Source organism: Domibacillus iocasae (assembly GCF_001750285.1).
Lineage (GTDB): Bacteria > Bacillota > Bacilli > Bacillales > Domibacillaceae > Domibacillus > Domibacillus iocasae.
Genome location: NZ_MAMP01000024.1, coordinates 16,969 through 36,936 on the forward strand (window position 1 = coordinate 16,969; position 19,968 = coordinate 36,936).

17 protein-coding genes are annotated in these 19,968 nt (G+C 45.2%); all 17 read right to left on the bottom strand.

Annotated features, from left to right (window positions below; translation table 11 throughout):
• Positions 1-11 precede the first annotated feature (11 nt).
• The gene (gene mutL, locus BA724_RS14115; RefSeq protein ID WP_069939322.1) at positions 12-1,829 is read right to left on the bottom strand and encodes a DNA mismatch repair endonuclease MutL; all 1,818 of its coding nucleotides are present in this window, start codon (positions 1,827-1,829) and stop codon (positions 12-14) included.
• Positions 1,830-1,840: 11 nt separating this feature from the next.
• Entirely contained in the window at positions 1,841-4,408 is a 2,568-nt protein-coding gene (mutS, locus tag BA724_RS14120) for a DNA mismatch repair protein MutS (RefSeq protein WP_069939323.1), read from the bottom strand.
• A gap of 85 nt (positions 4,409-4,493) precedes the next feature.
• Positions 4,494-4,994: an outer spore coat protein CotE gene (cotE, locus tag BA724_RS14125; protein WP_069939324.1), complete on the bottom strand. Its 501-nt coding sequence runs from the start codon at positions 4,992-4,994 to the stop codon at positions 4,494-4,496.
• Positions 4,995-5,151: 157 nt separating this feature from the next.
• Positions 5,152-5,586: a YlbF/YmcA family competence regulator gene (locus BA724_RS14130; protein ID WP_069939325.1), complete on the bottom strand. Its 435-nt coding sequence runs from the start codon at positions 5,584-5,586 to the stop codon at positions 5,152-5,154.
• A 1-nt stretch (position 5,587) separates the two neighbouring features.
• Positions 5,588-7,123 carry a tRNA (N6-isopentenyl adenosine(37)-C2)-methylthiotransferase MiaB gene (miaB, locus tag BA724_RS14135; protein WP_069939326.1) on the bottom strand — a complete coding sequence of 512 codons (1,536 nt, stop codon included), beginning with the start codon at positions 7,121-7,123 and terminating at the stop codon, positions 5,588-5,590.
• 125 nt (positions 7,124-7,248) lie between these two features.
• The gene (locus BA724_RS14140) at positions 7,249-8,133 is read right to left on the bottom strand and encodes a 2-oxoacid:ferredoxin oxidoreductase subunit beta (RefSeq protein ID WP_069939327.1); all 885 of its coding nucleotides are present in this window, start codon (positions 8,131-8,133) and stop codon (positions 7,249-7,251) included.
• A 2-nt stretch (positions 8,134-8,135) separates the two neighbouring features.
• Complete coding sequence (locus tag BA724_RS14145; RefSeq protein WP_069939328.1) at positions 8,136-9,878, bottom strand: 2-oxoacid:acceptor oxidoreductase subunit alpha; 1,743 nt, start codon at positions 9,876-9,878, stop codon at positions 8,136-8,138.
• 228 nt (positions 9,879-10,106) lie between these two features.
• The gene (locus tag BA724_RS14150; protein WP_069939329.1) at positions 10,107-10,367 is read right to left on the bottom strand and encodes a stage V sporulation protein S; all 261 of its coding nucleotides are present in this window, start codon (positions 10,365-10,367) and stop codon (positions 10,107-10,109) included.
• Positions 10,368-10,434: 67 nt separating this feature from the next.
• On the bottom strand, positions 10,435-11,235 hold the full coding sequence (locus BA724_RS14155; RefSeq protein WP_069939330.1) for a TIGR00282 family metallophosphoesterase: 801 nt from the start codon (positions 11,233-11,235) through the stop codon (positions 10,435-10,437).
• Between the two features lie 62 nt (positions 11,236-11,297).
• Positions 11,298-12,857: a ribonuclease Y gene (rny, locus tag BA724_RS14160; RefSeq protein WP_069939331.1), complete on the bottom strand. Its 1,560-nt coding sequence runs from the start codon at positions 12,855-12,857 to the stop codon at positions 11,298-11,300.
• 242 nt (positions 12,858-13,099) lie between these two features.
• On the bottom strand, positions 13,100-14,149 hold the full coding sequence (recA, locus tag BA724_RS14165; protein WP_069939332.1) for a recombinase RecA: 1,050 nt from the start codon (positions 14,147-14,149) through the stop codon (positions 13,100-13,102).
• Positions 14,150-14,460: 311 nt separating this feature from the next.
• Positions 14,461-15,753 (bottom strand): O-acetylhomoserine aminocarboxypropyltransferase/cysteine synthase family protein, encoded by a 1,293-nt coding sequence (locus tag BA724_RS14170; protein WP_069939333.1) that lies wholly within the window; start codon positions 15,751-15,753, stop codon positions 14,461-14,463.
• A 78-nt stretch (positions 15,754-15,831) separates the two neighbouring features.
• Positions 15,832-17,067, bottom strand: a complete 1,236-nt coding sequence (locus tag BA724_RS14175) for a competence/damage-inducible protein A (RefSeq protein WP_069939334.1) — start codon at positions 17,065-17,067, stop codon at positions 15,832-15,834.
• Positions 17,068-17,256: 189 nt separating this feature from the next.
• Complete coding sequence (pgsA, locus tag BA724_RS14180) at positions 17,257-17,835, bottom strand: CDP-diacylglycerol--glycerol-3-phosphate 3-phosphatidyltransferase (protein ID WP_069939335.1); 579 nt, start codon at positions 17,833-17,835, stop codon at positions 17,257-17,259.
• Between the two features lie 24 nt (positions 17,836-17,859).
• Positions 17,860-18,735 carry a helix-turn-helix domain-containing protein gene (locus tag BA724_RS14185; protein WP_069939336.1) on the bottom strand — a complete coding sequence of 292 codons (876 nt, stop codon included), beginning with the start codon at positions 18,733-18,735 and terminating at the stop codon, positions 17,860-17,862.
• 18 nt (positions 18,736-18,753) lie between these two features.
• Positions 18,754-19,545 carry a YmfK family protein gene (locus BA724_RS14190; protein WP_069939337.1) on the bottom strand — a complete coding sequence of 264 codons (792 nt, stop codon included), beginning with the start codon at positions 19,543-19,545 and terminating at the stop codon, positions 18,754-18,756.
• Positions 19,546-19,685: 140 nt separating this feature from the next.
• Positions 19,686-19,931 carry a DUF3243 domain-containing protein gene (locus BA724_RS14195; RefSeq protein WP_069939338.1) on the bottom strand — a complete coding sequence of 82 codons (246 nt, stop codon included), beginning with the start codon at positions 19,929-19,931 and terminating at the stop codon, positions 19,686-19,688.
• Positions 19,932-19,968 lie beyond the last annotated feature (37 nt).

Here is a 19,968-nt window from a genome sequence, read left to right on the forward strand (position 1 = left end):
GCGCCACCTCTTTACATAATTCGTTTAAACATCTTTTCAATATCGTAATTAGACAAATGAATTGTAATCGGACGGCCGTGCGGACATGTGAATGGGTCACTGCTTTCTCTAAGATCCCCGAGCAGCCGCTCAATTTCATCATTCCGGAGATGGCGGTTTGCTTTAATTGATCCTTTACAGCTCATTAAAATGGCCGCTTCTTCCCGAATCTTTTTCACATCCGGCTTTTTCATCGCAAGAACTTCCTCAATCATTTCTTCAATGACGTCGCGTTCTTCATTTTTTGGAAACCAGACGGGATGTGAACGAACTATATATGATTTATCACCGAAGGGCTCTAGAAAGACGCCGACTTCTTCAAGCGCCGCTTTATTTTCCTCGATTTTCATCCATTCATCTGCGGAAAAATCAAATGTCATCGGAATAAGCAGTTCCTGAAGCTCCGGCTCTGTCTGGCCGACCTTTTCCCTGAAATATTCATATTTCAGCCGCTCCTGGGCGGCGTGCTGGTCAATCATATACAATCCGTTTTCATTTTGAGCAAAAATATACGTGCCGTGCATCTGGCCAATTGGATAAAGCATCGGCATTCGCTCTGTATCGGCTTTAATGGTTTCTGGTGGCGGTTTTACAGCAGGAACTGCTCTCTGCTGTTCTTCAATAATACTTTCTTGCGGTGATTCTTTAACCGGTTCGTTGTAGAATTCAGGCTTATACAGCTTTTCTACTTCTTGTTTCGGCGGCATCGGAGCAGGCTTAGATCGCGGGGGTTCAAACTGGAATGCCCGCTGTTCGGTAAAATCTTTTCGCTTTTTTAATACAGGCAGCGCGTCCGGAATTAACGTCTCTTTTCGCAATGCGGCTTTCACCGTCTCCGTAATGAGCGCACACAGTTCCTGTTCCTTGCTGAAACGCACTTCAAGCTTTGCCGGGTGAACATTCACATCGACAAGCAAGGGGTCCATGTCGATGTTTAAAAGGACAATCGGATAGCGCCCAATTGGCAAAAACGTATGATAGCCTTCTGTTATCGCATGGGCCACTTTGAAATTTTTAATAAACCGGCCATTGACCATCATAGACATGTAGTTACGGGAAGCCCGTGTTACTTCCGGCAGTGAAATAAATCCCGAAATCGTAAAATCCAGAGACTCGGCATGAATCGGAATCATTTGTTTTGCAATGGAGATGCCGTAAATGGCAGCCAGTACTTGTCTCGCGTCACCGCTTCCATTTGTTTTTAACAATTCACGGCCATTATGACGCAGCCGGAAAGATACATCCGGACGGCTGAGCGCCATTCTATTAACCGCATCCGTAATGTTGCCAAGCTCTGTATGAACACTTTTCATATATTTCAGGCGCGCCGGTGTATTAAAAAACAAGTTTGATACAGTAATTTCCGTTCCTTTTCGGGCAGGCCCCGGCTGTTTTGATTGAATTGCCCCGCCCGACAAGACTATTTCCATGCCCTCCCCACTGCCAGTTGACGTAGCCATCTTAACATCGGAAACAGAGGCGATGCTCGGCAGTGCTTCGCCTCGAAAACCGAGTGTCCGAATGCGAAACAAATCATTTTCATCTTTAATTTTGCTGGTCGCGTGACGATAAAAAGCCCGCTCTATATCATCCGGTTCAATGCCGGATCCGTTGTCTGTAAGACGGATAAGCCCAAGTCCCGCTTCCTCTACGTCAATTTCCACAACGGTACTGCCGGCATCAATCGCATTTTCCGTCAGTTCTTTTACAACGGACGCCGGACGCTCAACGACCTCACCGGCCGCAATTTTATTTGAAAGAGATTCATCAAGCTGGCGGATTATTCCCATGTCGGTTCACCTCATTTTTTTGCTTCTTTTTGCAGCGCATATAACGTATTCATTGCTTCCATCGGTGTCATTTCCATAATGTCATAACTTAACAATTTGGCGATAAGGGCTGGATCTTCTTTTTTAAATGATTTTTGTTTAGCTGACGGCTTCTCCTCAAAGAAGGAAAGCTGCCCTTCTTGAACAAGCACAGGAGGCACTGCTTTTTCTTCCTTATTTTCAAATGATTGCAGCAGCTCGTCCGCGCGCTTTAGAACAGAATCCGGCAGTCCCGCAAGCTGTGCTACATGGATCCCATAACTTTTATCAGCCGCTCCATCTTTTACTTTGTGGAGAAATACTACTTTTCCATCCTGCTCCACCGCGGTTACGTGGACGTTTTGCATATGGTCAAGTGATTCTTCAAGTACGGTTAATTCATGATAATGGGTGGAAAATAACGTTTTCGCGCCAATGTTTGTATGAATATACTCAATCATTGCCTGTGCAAGCGCCATTCCATCGTACGTGGACGTCCCGCGGCCGATTTCATCAAATAAAATAAGCGAACGACTCGTTGCGCTGACAATCGCATGTTTTGCTTCAAGCATTTCCACCATAAACGTACTTTGTCCGGAAACCAAATCATCCGCCGCGCCAATTCGGGTGAAAATTTGATCGAAAATTGGCAGGACGGCTTCGTCGGCTGGTACATAACAGCCGATTTGCGCTAATATCGCAATTAAAGCCGTCTGGCGCATATACGTACTTTTACCAGACATGTTCGGTCCGGTAATAAGCAGCACCTGACGCCCCGATTCCATCCGGCAGTCATTCGGGACAAAGCCTTGTGCGTCGATCACTTTTTCAATAACCGGATGGCGGCCTTCTTTTATGCGCATATTTCCGTCCACTGAAAACGCGGGTCGGGCAAATCGGCGCGCTTCGCTTACAGCCGCAAAACATTGCAGCACATCAATTTCACTCACCATCCGGGCAAGGTTTTGAAGGCGTGGAATAAACTGCTTCACATGCTCACGAAGCTGTGAAAACAACTCGTATTCTAGTTCTATCATTTTTTCATTTGCTTCTAAAATAAGCGTCTCTTTTTCTTTTAATTCCGGTGTGACAAACCGTTCACAGTTGGCGAGCGTCTGCTTTCGTTCATAACGCCCTTCTTCAAGCAAGCCGAGATTCGCTTTCGTTACTTCAATGTAATAGCCGAAGATGCGGTTGTAGCCAATTTTAAGCGATTTAATGCCTGTTTTTATCCGTTCTTCTTTTTCGAGCTCCGCAATCCACTGCTTGCCGTTTCGCGTAGCATCACGGTATTCGTCAAGCTGTGCATGGAATCCGTCTCGAATCATGCCGCCTTCTTTCACCGAAATCGGCGGCTCTTCAATAAGCGCCCGGTCAAGCTCCTCAAACAGTTCAGTACATGGGTCAAGCTTATTCGCCAGTGCGTTTAATTCGGTTCCGTTAATTTGTTTTAATAAATTCGTCAGCTGCGGAATTTGTCCAAGTGATTTTTTCAGCTGAACAAGATCGCGTGCGTTCACATTGCCAAATGCCACCCTGCCTGCAAGTCGTTCCAGGTCATATACTTCTTTCAGCTGTTCACGCAGCTCTTCCCGCTCAAAGAAAGCTGTGATAAACGTTTCAACAATGCCGAGACGGCGGTTAATGTCTTTTTCGCTTAAAAGCGGACGATCGATCCATTGTTTCAGCAGCCGGCCGCCCATTGCCGTTTTCGTTTCATCAAGAAGCCAGAGCAGCGATCCTTTTTTCCCTTTCGACCGGATCGTTTCAGTCAGTTCCAAATTTCGCTTTGAAAAATAATCAATGTTCATGTAATCGCGAATTTCATATGGCTCCGCCGCCTGTAAATGGTCAAGGCTGCGCTTTTGAGTCCGGTGCAAATAATGATAAAGACGGGCAGACGCTTGACGTGTTAATTCATGTGTTAAATTAGCCAGCAGGCCATGAAATGCTTCCGTTTCCACCTGCTCTTCCACTGAAATGACCGCACTAAGCCTGCCGTGAATTTGTTTTTTTTCTGATTCATTCCAGGATCCGTCTGTAATGACTTCTTTTACGCCATAGGCAGCGAGCTCATGGACCGCGGCGTCAAATGTCGCGAACACGGCTGTTTTGCACTCCCCGGTTGTGACATCGGCTGCCGCAATCGCGTATTCACTGTCCTTGTGCTCAAATGTGGCAAGATAATGGTTTTCTTTTTCCTGAATACCCGCTCCTTCCATCATCGTCCCCGGTGTAATGACCTGTACGACTTCCCGTTTAATGACACCCTTTGCCTGCTTCGGATCTTCACGCTGCTCGCAGATCGCTACCTTATGGCCTGCCGCAATTAACCGTTCTATGTACCCTTTCGCTGAATGATACGGCACTCCGCACATCGGAATCCGGTCTGCACTGCCGCCATCACGCGATGTTAAGGTAATTTCTAAAATTTGGCTTGCCCTTAATGCATCCTGAAAAAACATTTCGTAAAAGTCGCCAAGGCGAAAAAATAAAAAGGCATCTTCATAGTCTGCCTTTACACGCAAATATTGCTGGATCATTGGAGTATATTGTGACATGTCGTTTTCCTCTCTGTCTTTCTTCTTTTGTTAGTATAGCACACAGAAAAAAAGCGGGAAAACAGTTCGTTTCCCGCCGCCCATTTTACTTGTCGTAATGTTCTTCCGCTGTTTCCCGCTCGCAGTCCCACTCGTCTTCGTAGTCATGAAACGCTACAGTCACTTTCGTTTCTCCCGTCACTTCCACCGTCAATTCCCGTTCTGCCTGCACATTAATTTTCGTGCCGGATTCTGAAATGACCGCTTCCTGACAGTTTGGCTGCTGCAAGACTTTTACCCAGACGTCGTCATCGCCTTCGCAGTCGTCGTCACGATACGTTAAATTGATGACGTCTTTATATTCTACTTTATCCGTGACAACAGCCGTTTTCGTATGGTTTTGGTACGAGTACCAGACGTTAATTTCATACGTGCCGAATACGTCCACTTTTTTGCCTGATTTTTTCGCTTTGTATTCGTGGTTGATAATCCAGCACCCTAAAATACCTGACGGCTTATTCGGCGGCAAAATAGTATGGTGCGTCTGTGTATATTTTCGGCCTTTGGCAACGACGGACTTCGTAATGATCTCGCGATATTGGCTCAATCTGTTGTCCCTCCTCTGATGTGGTCTTTGTATTGTATGCAGGGAGAGTAAGTCCGGTGCCCAATAATTTAAAAGCAGCGCGGGGCAGCTGTTTATGAGCGGCAAGCACCTGGCTAAATGAAAAAATCCTGCCTGTAACAGGCAGGATGAAAAATGATCAGCAGCTGCCCGGTGTGCTGTTTTGCACTTGAGCGCCTGTTTCGCCGCGAAGAAGATCGCCGCCTGTTTCGCTAATAATATTATCGGTTACTTTATTGGAAATCGCTGTTGCAACCATTTGCAAAATTTCGTTCACATCGGTCTGCGACTGCTTAAACTGCTGAACAATCGGCATTTCATCAAGCTCCTGCTCAATTTTAGCTATTTTTTCCTCTACCATTTTGAGCGCTTCGACTTTTTTATAGTGCTGAAAATTAACGGCTTGTTTTTGCAGGCTTTTTAACCCGGCCATTTTTTCACGCAGCTTTTGGTTTTCATGAATTTTCGCTTCTGCCTGCTTGAAAAATTCCACTTCTTCTGTCGCGGAAATCATGTTGGCGATCTCTGTTGCTTTGGCAATAATCTCATCTTTTGTATAGATTGTCTTTTCCATATTAATTCACCTCGGCCATTTTTTCGATTTCTACTGCTTCTCCGTCCATTGACCACGACTTCGTTTCAATGATTTTCACCGGAATAATTTTTCCGATCGCGGATTTCGGTGCTTTTACGTTAACGAGCTTGCTTTTCGATGTATAGCCGGCGAGAACATCCGGGTTTTTCTTGCTTTCCCCTTCGATCAGCACATCGACAATCTGTCCTTTATACCGCTTCATTGATTCACTTGACAATTCGTTCACAAGCGCATTTAAACGCTGCAGTCGTGCTTTTTTCACGTCCATCGGTACATTGTCCGTCATTTTAGCGGCTGGTGTTCCTTCACGCGGCGAATAAACGTACGTATACGCCATTTCAAACCCAACTTCACGGTACAGCGACATTGTTTCCTCAAACTGTTCATCCGTTTCATTCGGGTAGCCGACGATAATATCCGTTGTCAGTGCAACGTCCGGCATGGCCGTTTTAATTTTGCGGACAAGCTCTAAAAACTGCTCACGTGTATATTTGCGGGCCATAATTTTCAATACATCTGTTGAACCGCTTTGTACGGGCAGATGAATGTGATCCATTAAATTGCCGCCTTTTGCAAGGACTTGGATTAAATGATCGTCAAAATCACGCGGGTGGCTTGTTGTAAAGCGCACGCGCGGAATGCCGATCTGGCGGATTTCATCCATTAGATCGCCAAGTCGATATTCGATATCATCAAAATCTTTTCCATACGCGTTCACGTTTTGTCCAAGCAGCATGACTTCCTGATAGCCCTGTGCGGCAAGCTGGCGTACTTCCTGGATAATCTCATCCGGCCGGCGGCTCCGCTCTTTACCGCGTGTATACGGTACGATGCAGTACGTACAGAACTTGTCACAGCCATACATAATGTTGACCCATGCTTTTACGCTGCCCCGCCGCTTTTTCGGCAGGTTTTCAATAACGTCGCCTTCTTTTGACCACACTTCAATGACCATTTCTTTAGACATGTACGCTTCATTTAAAATTTCCGGCAGACGATGAATGTTATGCGTCCCAAAAATCATATCGACATGGTGGTACGATTTTAAGATTTTATTAACGACGGATTCTTCCTGTGACATGCAGCCGCAAACGCCGAGCAGCAAGTTCGGATTGTCCCTCTTTAAATGCTTCAAGAAGCCGATTTCGCCAAATACTTTGTTTTCCGCATTTTCACGGATAGCACACGTATTTAACAAAATCACATCCGCTTCTTCTGCTGTTTCTACTACATTGTAGCCAAGCGCCATGAAAATGCCCGCCATCACTTCGGTATCGTGTGCGTTCATTTGGCAGCCGTACGTACGAATATAAAAGTTTTTGCCTTTGCCCATTCCTTGAAAACGCTCATCAATTTTAAAGTCGTGATGATAGGCCACTTCTTCTTTCCCGCGCTTTTTTGCATCTTTTAAAGAAGGCGGCGTGTAGACCGTTTCAAAATACCGGCTGTAATCCTTGGCGGATTTTTTGTCCGATGGATAAGCCTGTTCACTGTCTTTTCTTTGTTCTTCGTTCATGGTAAATCCCCTTTCCGATCTTTCAAACTATCGTGCACATTTCCTAAGTATATACCGTCGAAAGACTCTACTCAAGCGCGCGCCAGAAAAAGACGCAGAGATTTCGCTTCTCTGCGCCATAAAAATTACATAAACTCTTTGACCAGCTGATCAAATGCCTCCGCGCCAAGATCCAATTCTGCTTCTGAGAGCGGCGTTTGGGCATAGCCTTCTACAAGCTCCTGGTACGATGGACGCTCAGTGTCCTGGTAAATGATTCCTGTAACAAGATCGTCATGTTGCATGAGTGTGTTCATCGCGCCTTGGCGATCCGCCGGATCGTAGCCTTCAATTGTTGAAAGCTTTGTTAGATTTTCTTTAAACCAGTCGTATGTGTTCACTTTATTGTATGTAACACACGGGCTGAATACGTTAATGAGTGAAAAACCTTTATGATTAATTCCGGCTTCAATGATCGCCGTCAAATCTTTTAAATCGGTTGAAAAGCTTTGGGCGACAAATGTCGCGCCTGTTGTTACGGCGAGCTGCATTGGTGACAATGTCTGTTCAATCGAACCGAGCGGTGTTGATTTTGTTTTAAACCCGGCCGCTGAACGCGGAGACGTCTGTCCTTTCGTTAATCCATAAATTTGGTTATCCATGACAATATACGTTAAGTCAATGTTGCGGCGCATGGCATGAATGGTATGACCCATCCCAATCGCAAAGCCGTCGCCGTCACCACCGGACGCAATAACCGTTAAGTCTTTATTCGCCATTTTCACACCTTGCGCGATAGGAAGCGCCCGGCCATGAATGCCATGAAGTCCATATGAATTAATATAGCCCGAAATACGTCCTGAACAGCCTATGCCGGAAATAACAGCCAGTTTTTCAGGCGTCAAGCCGACATTCGCCGCCGCACGCTGAATCGCCGCCTGTACGGAAAAATCACCGCACCCGGGACACCAGTTTGGCTTCACATTATTCCGGAAATCTTTAAACGTAGGAGTTGCTGCTGTTGTTGACATAATTAAATCAGCTCCTTGCTGCTCTCAACAATATGATGCGGCAAAAACGGATTGCCGTCATATTTCAAGATGCTTTTAATTTTTTGCGGATAGCCGGCGTTCATTTTAATAATGCTTGCCAGTTGTCCAGTCGCATTGTTTTCAACGACCGCCACATTTTTTGCCGATTCAATAAGCGGCAAAATTTCATATGTCGGGAATGGGTGAACGAGACGAACACGCGCGTGGTTTACTTTCAAACCGTCCGCTTCCAGACGTTCCATCGCTTCTTCGATCGCACCGCCCGTTGAGTTAAAGCCTATCAGTAAAAGATCCGCTTCTTCGTGTTTGGCATTTTTGTAAATAGGATTCGGAAAGACATTTGGCAGCTGACTGATCTTTCTCATACGCTTGTCCATCTGCGCTTTCCGGTTTGCCGGTGATTCAGAAGGCTTGCCTGTTTCATCGTGCTCAACGCCTGTCACGTGGTGAATACCGCCGCTTACGCCTGGAATAACACGCGGGGATACGCCGTCTTCTGTCACTTCATATCGTTTAAAGTATGATTTATCCACGCGTGGTTCAATACCGCCTTTTAAAAGTTTTCCCCGGCGGATGTGTACTTTACTGTAGTCAAGTGGTTCAACCGTATGCTTGCCAAGTGACAGCTGCAGATCGGATAACAAGATGACCGGCACCTGATACTCTTCTGCAATATTAAACGCTTCAACCGTATCATAAAAGCCTTCTTCCGCTGTACCCGGCGCAATGACGACTTTCGGAATTTCACCATGTGTGCCGTAAATCATCGCCATTAAGTCGGATTGTTCCTGTTTTGTCGGAAGACCCGTTGATGGCCCCCCGCGCTGTGTGTCAATGACAACAAGCGGTGTTTCCGTCATGCCGGAAAGGCCAATCGCTTCCATCATGAGTGACAGCCCGGGCCCTGCAGAGGCGGTAAAAGAACGAATGCCGCCGTAATTGGCGCCAATCGCCATCGTTGCCGCCGCAATCTCATCCTCCGTTTGGATGACCGTACCGCCGACTTTTGGAAGCTTTTTAATTAAATACTCCATAATTTCAGAGGCCGGCGTAATCGGATATGCCGCCATTAAGCGGACACCTGCCGCAAGTGCACCAAGCGCAATCGCGTCATTTCCGATCATAAACATGCGTTTCTGGCCGTCTGCTGGCGGAAGCTGAAGTGCACTTGTATCACCATCAAGCTGTTCCTTCATATAGTCGTACCCTTGCTGGATCGCTTCCATATTCTTTTGAACGACCGTTTCACCTTTACGGCCGAAAATCTCTTCTACCACTTCAAGAAAAACAGAGGCATCCAAATTAATAATGGAACATGTTGCCCCGACAGCAACCATGTTTTTCATTAAAGAAGTACCAAGCTCTGTCGCAATTTCCGTAAACGGCACGGCATAAAAAGCCGCTTCTGTATCATCAGGCTTTACCGGCTTGAACTTTGTATCAGCAATAATAATGCCATTCGCATGAAGCTCCTGGTAGTTAACATCAATTGTTTCCTGGTCAAATGCCACTAATATATCAAGATCATCCGCGACTGCACTCACTTTTTTCGTGCTGACACGAATTTTATTGTTTGTGTGTCCGCCTTTAATACGGGATGAGAAATGGCGATATCCATACAAATGATAGCCAAGGCGGTTCAACGCCATAGAGAAAATTTCGCCCGTGCTTTCAATTCCTTCCCCTTGCTGTCCTCCCACTTTCCAAGAAAGCTGCTCTGCCATTGTTCCAAACACTCCTTTAAATATGACCGCATCATTTTTCTGCTTCTAATAGTGTATCATTTATATATATAAATCACTATATGAATGTTCTACAACTGGTAAACATTCGCTCTATGTAAAAACTAACTAAGTTTATCGGATTAAACAATATTCCTAGTTTACTTCTTTTATTGGAAAAATGCAAAAACATTTATGTAAAAAAACATTCCAGCCGAATGGCTGGAATGTTTATCGGGACTGGATAATTAATTTCATTGCCGTGCGTGCTTCCCCTGCAATCATAATACTTGTAAAAGCGGGTATACAAATTAAATCGATGCCGCCGGGCGCTACAAATCCTCTTGCAATGGCGACTGCTTTCACCGCCTGATTCAGCGCACCCGCTCCGACGGCTTGTATTTCGGCACTGCCTTTTTCCCGCATCGTTCCGGCCAATGCACCGGCTACCGAATTTGGATTTGATTTTGATGATACTTTTAATACATCCATTCCCTAATCCCCCTTTTGAAGCCTCCATTCGTCTTTCATATATATTCAAATGAAGAGGGGCTATGAATTAATAATCGTTAAAAGGGTAATCATCGTTTATTAAAAGGCGTTGAATCGATTTTGCAAGCCCCGTTTTTCGATCTGTTTGAATAAGGCATCCCGACAGCTGCGTGCGTCCTTCTTTCGGCACTTCAAATCTCGCCGGCAGCTGATTTTGAAACTTTTGGATAATTGATTCTTTTTCCATGCCAAGAATTCCGTCATATGGACCTGTCATCCCTGCATCAGTTAAATAAGCGGTACCGCCTGGCAGCACCCGGTTATCCGCTGTCTGCACATGCGTATGCGTTCCGACAACCGCCGTAACCCGCCCATCTAAAAACCAGCCCATCGCCTGCTTTTCACTCGTTGTTTCCGCATGAAAGTCTACAAAGATAAACGGGGTCCGCTTTTTCGCTTCCTCCACCAGCTGGTCTGCTTTATGAAATGGGCAGTCAAGATCATTCATAAAAACACGGCCCTGCAAATTAATGACCGCTACTTCAAACTCTCCAGCTGGTACGTATGCAATGCCCTGACCTGGAACGGTGGCCGGAAAATTGGCCGGACGGACAAGCCACTTCGCTGTATCAATAAAGTCAAAAATATCTTTATTGTCCCATGCATGGTTGCCAAGGGTGACGACGTTCGCTCCGTCCTGCATAAATTTTTTGTAAATTTTCTCTGTAATGCCGCGGCCGCCCGCTGCATTTTCCCCATTAATGATCGTTATTCCCGGGCGATATTTTTTCTTTAATCTTGGCACATACTCACTAACCATGTCACGGCCTGGCGATCCGACGACGTCCCCTATAAATAATAAATCCATTTTTCTCCTTCTTTCTGTTCAAAAAAAAGAAAAGCGGTGTGATTTTCGCACACCGCTTTCACTTATTTTGCGTATTCAACTGCTCTCGTTTCACGAATAACGGTTACTTTAATATGGCCTGGATAATCGAGTTCCCCTTCAATGCGTTTACGTATATCACGCGCAAGTCGGTGAGCCTGCAAATCATCAATTTGCTCCGGTTTTACCATGATTCGTACTTCACGGCCAGCCTGGATGGCAAATGATTTTTCGACACCATCATATGATTCCGAAATTTCTTCGAGTTTTTCCAAACGACGAATATAGTTTTCAAGCGTTTCACTCCGCGCACCTGGTCTTGCGGCAGATAATGCGTCTGCTGCTGCGACTAAAACAGCAATGACCGATGTTGGTTCTGTGTCGCCATGATGTGAGGCAATACTGTTGATGACGACCGGATGCTCTTTATATTTCTGGCCGAGCTCAACGCCAATTTCAACGTGGCTGCCTTCCACTTCATGGTCGACCGCTTTGCCGATATCATGCAGAAGTCCTGCACGGCGGGCAAGTGTTTCGTCTTCACCGAGTTCTGCTGCTAAAAGACCGGATAAATAAGCGACTTCAACGGAGTGTTTCAGTACGTTTTGACCATAGCTTGTCCGGTACTTCAGACGGCCGAGAATTTTGATGAGATCCGGATGCAATCCGTGAACACCAACGTCAAATGTTGTCTGCTCACCGATTTCACGAATGTGCTCGTCTACCTCACGCCGCGCTTTGTCGACCATTTCTTCAATGCGTGCCGGGTGAATACGTCCGTCCTGCACCAGCTTCTCCAAGGCGATTCGGGCTGTTTCACGACGGATCGGATCAAAGCCGGACAAAATAACAGCTTCCGGTGTATCATCAATAATTAAATCGATGCCTGTCAGCGTTTCAAGTGTACGGATGTTGCGGCCTTCACGTCCGATAATGCGCCCTTTCATTTCATCGTTCGGCAGTGTGACAACAGATACAGTCGTTTCAGCCACATGATCGGCTGCACACCGCTGAATCGCAAGGGACAATACTTCTCGTGCCTTCTTGTCAGATTCTTCCTTCGCACGATGCTCGTTCTCTTTTACCATGAGGGCAATATCGTGGGATAATTCTTGTTCAGTCCGTTCTAAAATGATGGAGCGCGCTTCGTCACGTGTCAGAGCGGAAATTCGCTCAAGCTCGGATTGCTGCTTTTTCACCATCTCATCCACTTTGCTGTCCATCTCTTCAATATGTTGTTGTCTTGTGTTTAACGCTGCCTCTTTATGTTCGAGCGTATCTTCCCGCTTATTTAGGGAATCATCCTTTCGATCAAGGTTTTCTTCTTTTTGAAGGAGGCGATTTTCCTGTTTTTGCAATTCATTTCGTCTTTCACGGAGATCATGTTCCGTTTCCGTACGCAATTTATGAATTTCATCTTTTGCCTCTAAAAGAGCTTCTTTTTTTGACGCCTCTGCTTCTCGTTTTGCATCTTCTACAATTTGTTCCGCAGCACTGCGTGCGCCCGCGATTTTTGATTCGGCAATTGATTTTCGTACAAAATAGCCAACAACGACACCAATGATAAGGCCAAGCAAAATGGAGATGATTGTAATGGGTTCCATCATTTCACCTCCCCTTGCTATAAATAATTGTCATGTGTTTCACATGTTGGCTGCTGTCGCATAAAATTATGAAACAAACAGCGCTACATTTCCATTTTCAAGATAAAAAATGTCAAATATACAAGTTTAATTTTATCGGTGTAAAATTTTATTGTCAAGGTTTTCTCCATGAAACACCTTATTTCTAAAGGGCTCAACAAAAAAAGCAGGAAAACGGGATGCCCGTCTCCTGCTTTTTCCACTTATTCTTTGTCAAAAAGTGTGTCCGCTTCGTTATCTTTTTCCGCCGGCGGCAGTTCTTGAATATTATCAAGACCATAACGCTCGCGAATTTTCATCATGATTTCATGACGGATATCCGGGTTTTCTTTTAAAAATTGTTTTGCATTTTCACGGCCCTGTCCGAGACGTTCGCCGTTATAAGAATACCAGGCACCGCTTTTTTCGACGATATCTTCCTCAGAACCGAGGTCAATAATTTCACCTTCACGTGAAATGCCTTCTCCGTACATAATGTCTACTTCTGCGACTTTAAAAGGCGGTGCTACTTTATTTTTTACAACTTTAATTTTTGTTTTATTCCCGACAATATCATTGCCTTGCTTTAATGCTTCCGCACGTCTTACTTCAAGACGGACAGAGCTGTAGAATTTAAGGGCACGGCCTCCAGGCGTTGTCTCGGGATTTCCGAACATAATGCCAACCTTTTCACGAATCTGGTTAATAAAGATCGCAATTGTGTTAGACTTATTAATCGCACCTGACAGCTTGCGAAGAGCCTGAGACATAAGACGCGCCTGCAAGCCAACGTGCGAGGCACCCATTTCGCCTTCAATTTCCGCTTTCGGCACAAGCGCCGCAACCGAGTCAATGACAATAATATCAACCGCGCCGCTTCGGACAAGCGCTTCAGCAATTTCTAACGCCTGCTCTCCTGTATCCGGCTGTGATAAAAGAAGCTCATCAATGTTTACCCCAAGCTTTTGAGCGTAAACCGGATCCAGCGCATGCTCAGCATCGATAAAGGCAGCCTGTCCGCCTTTTGACTGTACTTCCGCAATGGCATGAAGAGCAACCGTTGTTTTACCCGAGCTCTCAGGACCGTAAATCTCCACGACACGTCCGCGCGGGTAGCCGCCTACGCCAAGCGCTGAATCAAGCGCAAGCGAACCACTTGGTGTTGTAGAAACGCGGCGTTCCGCTTGTTCTCCAAGCTTCATTATCGACCCTTTTCCGAATTGCTTTTCAATTTGTTTAAGCGCCATATCTAAGGCAGCCTGACGATCATTCACTATAAAATTCCTCCTTCAAAAATGTATATCTATATTAGGAACAGCTGTTTTGTCGGTTGTTTTTTAACCTGACTTAACTATACCGTAACCAGCAATGAATTACAAGCAAAAAACGAACATTTATTCGATTTATTTCACCTGCTTTCAAAAAAGGAAAATAACGATAAAATGGAAGAAATCTTGCAAAATACTGTCTTTGAAGAATGAGAAGATTAGTAGAAGAGTTTGCTGCAGCAATCGGCCGGCCACTTGTTTATTATAACATACATTCCACCAAAAAAGCCCGCCGAAACAACCGGCAGGACTTGTTTTTACGAAGAAATTCCCGTTCCTTTTTCAATCGCCTGTTTTAAGTCTGCAATTAAATCGTCTGGAGATTCTAATCCGACAGAAAGACGAATTAATTCTTCTGTGACGCCTGACTCTTTTAATCCTTCTTCGCTCAACTGCTGATGCGTTGTGGAAGCTGGATGGATGATAAGCGATTTGCCGTCGCCAACGTTTGCAACATGTGACCAAAGTTCAACGGAATCAATTGCTTTTTTACCGGCATCACGGCCGCCTTTAATACCGAATACGACAATTGAGCCGAACGTGCCGTTTAAATACTTTTTCGCCAGTTCGTGGGAAACGTGTTCCGGCAAAGAGGGGTGTTTCACCCATTCAACTCCTGGATGATCATTTAAAAACGCAATGATTTTTTGCGTATTTTCATGATGGCGATGAATGCGGAGATGCAGCGTTTCAAGTCCTTGCAGCAATAAAAACGCGCTGTTTGCACTGATCGACGGTCCAAAGTCACGCAAAAGCTGTACACGAAGCTTAATCGCAAAAGCTGGTCCTTCAATATCAGCGAATTTTAGGCCGTTATATGATTCATCTGGCGTCGTAAAGCCTGGAAACTTATCCGTATTCCAGTTAAACGTGCCGCTGTCTACAACAACGCCGCCGATCACAGTTCCATGACCGCTGATCCACTTTGTCGCAGAGTGAACAACGATGTCCGCCCCCCATTTGATTGGCTGAGAGCCATATGGCGATGCAAACGTATTATCAATAATAAGCGGTATGCCATTATCGTGAGCAATTTCCGAGACCGCTTCAATATCTAATACACTTAAAGAAGGGTTACCTATAATCTCTGCAAACACTGCTTTCGTTTTTGGCGTAATGGCTTTCCGGAAATTTTCCAGGTCAGCCGAATCAACAAATGTTACGTTAATGCCGTATTTCGGAAGTGTGTTAGCAAATAAATTATATGTGCCGCCGTAAAGATTGGCAGCAGCGACAATTTCATCGCCCGCATGCGCTACGTTCATAATGGCGAATGAAATGGCCGCCATCCCTGACGAGAGTGCCACTGCCGCCGCACCGCCTTCTAAAAGCGCGATTCGCTTTTCAAACACGTCAACCGTCGGATTCGTAATTCGTGTATAAATATTTCCGGCTTCTTCAAGCGCGAATAAGGCCCGCGCATGGTCCGTATCATTAAATACGTAAGACGTCGTTTCATAAATCGGCACCGCTCTTGCCCCGGTAAACGGATCCGGCTGCTGTCCGCCATGCAATAAATTCGTTTCTGCCTGCCATTGGTCTCTCGCCATACAAATCCCCCTTGCGCTAGTACATTCGACGTTAGTATATCGATTTTCCCAAAAATCGTCAATCAATTATCTGAACATTCAATCAAGCAGCTGAAGCAAATAGTGGCAGCCATATTTAACTGTGCGTTTGCGAATCCCCGCACGGCTCCCTGCCATTTTCAGCGGGTGAACAATCGTTTCCTTCCCTTCAAAAGCAATAGCTAGAAACACTGTACCCGGCTCCTGTCCCTCGAGTTTATCCGGACCCGCCACACCGGTAAAACTAATTCCAATGTGCGCATCGCACAGCTTGCGCACATTTTGGGCCAATTCTTTTGCACATTCCGCACTGACTGCACCGCGAGCGTCTAATGTTTCTTTGTTCACATGCAAGACTTGCTCTTTCACTTCATTCGTGTAACAGACAACGCCGCCTTTTACAAAAGCGCTTGTACCTGGAATCGCGGTTAACTCACCTAAAAACAATCCGCCGGTTAAACTTTCTGCCGCCGCAATGGTTACTTGCTTTTCTTTCAATTTTGCTGCCAGTTCAGCCGCAATAGTTGTATCTTCATATCCGTAGAAAAAAGCACCTACTCTTTCCAAAATCTCTTCTTCTGCCTGCTGGATAAGCCGAAACGCTTCGTCTGGCGATTCGTGCTTGGCTGTAATGCGCAAAATGACTTCTCCATCTCCTGCAAGCGGCGCAATCGTCGGGTTTGCCTGCTTCATTAAAATATCATCGATTTCTGTTTCAAGAGCCGACTCGCCGATGCCGAAAAAACGCAGCACCCGCGACTCAATCCGTTCCACTTTTTCCATCGTTTTTAAAATTTCCGGGCGTCCATAGTTTAAAAACATCGGCTGCATTTCACGCGGCGGACCCGGCAGGAGCATATAATACGTTCCATCCGCTTTTGCGAACATACCAGGCGCCATTCCGTTGTCATTTTTCAAAATGATGCTGTCTTTTATAACGAGTGCCTGCTTTTTATTGTTTTCCGTCATAATGCGGCCGGTTTTGGCGAAATAAGCTTCTATGCTTTGAAGCGCTTCCTCGTTATATTCAAGAGTCGTTCCAATTAAACGGGCAATGGTTTCTTTCGTCAAATCATCTTTTGTCGGTCCAAGTCCGCCTGAAAAAATAATGAGATCCGCCCGCTTTTGCGCAAGTATTACAGCATCTTCAAGCTGCGCTTCGTTGTCACCGACAACGGTATGATAATAAATATTTACACCAATTTCCGCCAGGTGCTGTGATAAAAAGCGGGCATTTGTATTCGTTATTTGTCCGAGCAATAATTCTGATCCTACTGCAATAATTTCAGCATTCATCGTATGTATACTCTCCTTTTGGTAGACGAAAGGCACCATTGGAAATCCAAGGTGCCCCAGGCTGTTGATAAACGCTCGCTTTCTGCGTTGCTTGCCGGCTCTGATGCTCATGACCCCTCACGGTCACTTCGCTCCTCGCGCGGCTGCGCGTCTTGAAAGACAAGCGTTTTCAATCAGCCTGTCTTATTGTTATTTCGAGTTTTTAAAAACATCTTTATTTAATTTAAAGTAATCCCAGCCTGACCAGACTGTAAAGAACAATGCAACCCAAAGCATAAAATCCCCAAACGGAATGCCCATGCTTTCAAAAGGTGCATTATGCAGCAATAATACAGCTATTGCAATAATCTGCGTCCACGTTTTAATCTTCCCAAGCATATTCGCAGCCACGACTTCACCGGTTTCCGCTAAAATAAGACGCAGCCCGGTCACCGCAAATTCTCGGCAAATAATCGCAATGACAATCCACGCCGGTGCCAATTGAAGCTCTACTAGAATAATAAGAGCAGCTGAAACGAGCAGTTTATCGGCAAGCGGATCAAGAAATTTGCCGAAATTCGTAACAAGGTTGTACTTTCTGGCAATATAGCCGTCGATCCAATCTGTTGTAGAAGCGACAATAAAAAGAAGCGCTCCGGTTAAATGTTCAACCGGCATGTCTGTGCCAAACACGCGAACCATTCCCCAGCCAAAATCAACTGACATAATTAAGATAAAGACTGGGATCATTAAAATGCGTGAAATGGTTATTTTATTAGGTAAATTCAAAACTGTTCCCTCCAGAAACGACCGTTATTGTGCTTTCGGGCGAATGATAATATCCTGCAGAACCTGCCCCTCTGCTGGCAGCTTATACGCAAGTGTTTCGCCATTCACCGTAATAACTGTGTCAGGTGCAAAGCCAACTTTAATTTTCGCTTCCTTTTGACCAGTCATATTATGGGTTTGGGTTTGACCATTTGCAAGCATGCCGCTGAAATAACTTTTGCCGCTTCCGTCTGTGATTTCAATCCATGTTTCACCTTTTGACGCTACTGCTACTTCAAATGTTTCTGCACCTGAAAGTTCATATACTGTCTGGCGTCCGCTTGTTGAAACCGCCGAAAGTGTTTGTGCTGGTGCAGCTGGTTCAGGTTCTTCCTCTACAACCGCCTCTTCTTCTACAGCAGGCGTTTCTTCTTCAGCCGGTGCTTCAGTTGTTGGTTCTTCTACTTGTACTTCTTCATCTACAGCAGGATCACTTTCAGATCCGCTTTTCGGAATAAGTACATACACTAAAATGAGTGCACCAATAATAAAAGCTGTTACTAAAATTCTCGGCAAATAATCTAGCAATTTCGAAGACTCCCGAACGGGTTTGGACGCATCAACGCGTGTCGTCTGACTAGTAGCAGCAGAACCTGTTGGACGAAGCGGCACTTCATCTTCTTTTGAAGAGGGCACTTCGCTTTTAAATTCTTCGAATAATTCTTCTGCGTTTAATCCCACTGCCTCAGCATACTGCTTAATAAACGCCCGGACATAAAACTTGCCCGGCATAATATCATAAGACCCTTCTTCAATGCCTTCAAGATAACGCTTTTGAATTTTTGTCGATTCCTGAACGTCAGACAGTGACATCCCTTTTGATTCGCGTGCTTCTTTTAATTTTCTTCCTAATTCTGTCACCCATAACACCTTCCAATATTAAAAGTTAAACCCACCGAATTCCGAGTCTTGAAACATCTTATTTTTATCGACCGCCTCATACGTAATCTCTTCATCCGGTTCGTTACGGAGCTCAATGATGTAGTCGAAATCATCAATTGAATAGGGGCTGTTTTCTGCAAATACGTCCGGGTGTTCCACAACTTTCACCGCTGGAAGCTGCATCACTTCACGAACAAGCTGCCAATGCTTTTCACCGGCACGATTAGCAGAGATAACACCATCCAAAATAAAAATGTTTTTCGGGCTGTATTCATCGCGTAACAATTGTTCACGAACGGTCTGCTTAATCATTGTCGACGACATGAACAGCCATTTTTTATTCGCACATACACTTGCAGCGACGATCGATTCCGTTTTTCCAACTCGCGGCATGCCGCGGATGCCAATTAATCGATGTCCATCCATTTTGTACAATTCTGCCATAAAATCAACAAGAAGTCCAAGCTCACTTCGTACAAAGCGAAATGTTTTCCGGTCATCTTCGTCCCGCTCAATATAGCGGCCATGCCTTACAGCCATTTTATCACGCAGTTTTGGTTCGCGCAGCTTCACGACATCAATGGTATCCATTGTTTTTAAAATCGATTCAAGACGCTTAATTTGATCTTCGCTTTCTGCCCGCATCAATAAGCCGCGGCTTTTATCATCAACACCGTTAATTGTCACAATGTTAATCGACAGCATGCCAAGCAAAGATGAAATATCACCAAGCAGGCCTGGACGGTTTTTTTTAATTTTGTATTCAAGGTAGTATTCTTTTTTCACCATCATCTTCCTCCATTACGGCATGCCTATCGTTCAGTCATTGATCCTTTTACTATAATAAAGGATATTATGTATTTTTAAAAGCAGAAGTGAAAAGAAAACCCTTCCCGGCGCCAAACAGCCGGAAAGGGTTTCCACTTACATTATTTTTGAACGAGCTTCATCATGCAAGACGCTAGTACTTTTTGTTCAGATTCGCTGGCAACAGACCATAAGTCTGACAGCACTCGTTCTTGTTCGTTTTTTGGATCCACATTGGCATGCAGATAATCGCCGATTTCAAGCGCCAGTTTGTTGATCGCTTCTTCTGGCATTCCGCGATGTGCCGCGTTATCCATTTTGTTCCCTAAAAACCGTTTCCAATCCTGCCAGTTATCAAGTACAGACATATGAGGCATCCTCCTTTTCAAGTAAGAATCCTCTTTA